This window comes from Acinetobacter sp. USHLN143, from assembly GCF_037145695.1.
Taxonomy (GTDB): domain Bacteria; phylum Pseudomonadota; class Gammaproteobacteria; order Pseudomonadales; family Moraxellaceae; genus Acinetobacter; species Acinetobacter fasciculus.
On record NZ_JBBCWZ010000261.1, the window covers coordinates 1 to 300 of the forward strand.

Annotated in this window: 1 protein-coding gene; it reads left to right on the forward strand. The window is 47.7% G+C overall.

Features of this window, described 5'->3' with window-relative positions:
• Positions 1-300 (forward strand): IS66 family transposase zinc-finger binding domain-containing protein (locus WFH18_RS17995; protein WP_336755436.1); only part of this gene is annotated, 300 nt, incomplete at both ends.

Consider the following 300-nt stretch of genomic DNA (forward strand, 5'->3'; position numbering starts at 1 on the left):
CATCTCACTGCAAAACAAATCCATCTCTGGGATGAAGCGGTCGAAGAAGATATTGCAGCCGTTGATCTGGAACTGGAACGGCTGAATGCAGATAAAACCGATGCAGCGACACACAAAGCCAAAGCAAATAAACCTAAACGTCGACTGCTGCCCGATCATCTACACACCATTCGTATTGAGCATGAACCAGCATCAACCCAATGCAGTTGTGGCTGCCAGTTACGTCGTATCGGCGAAGATATCAGTGAAAAACTGCATTTCAGACCGGCACAGTTCTATAAGGAACAGCATGTGCGTGGC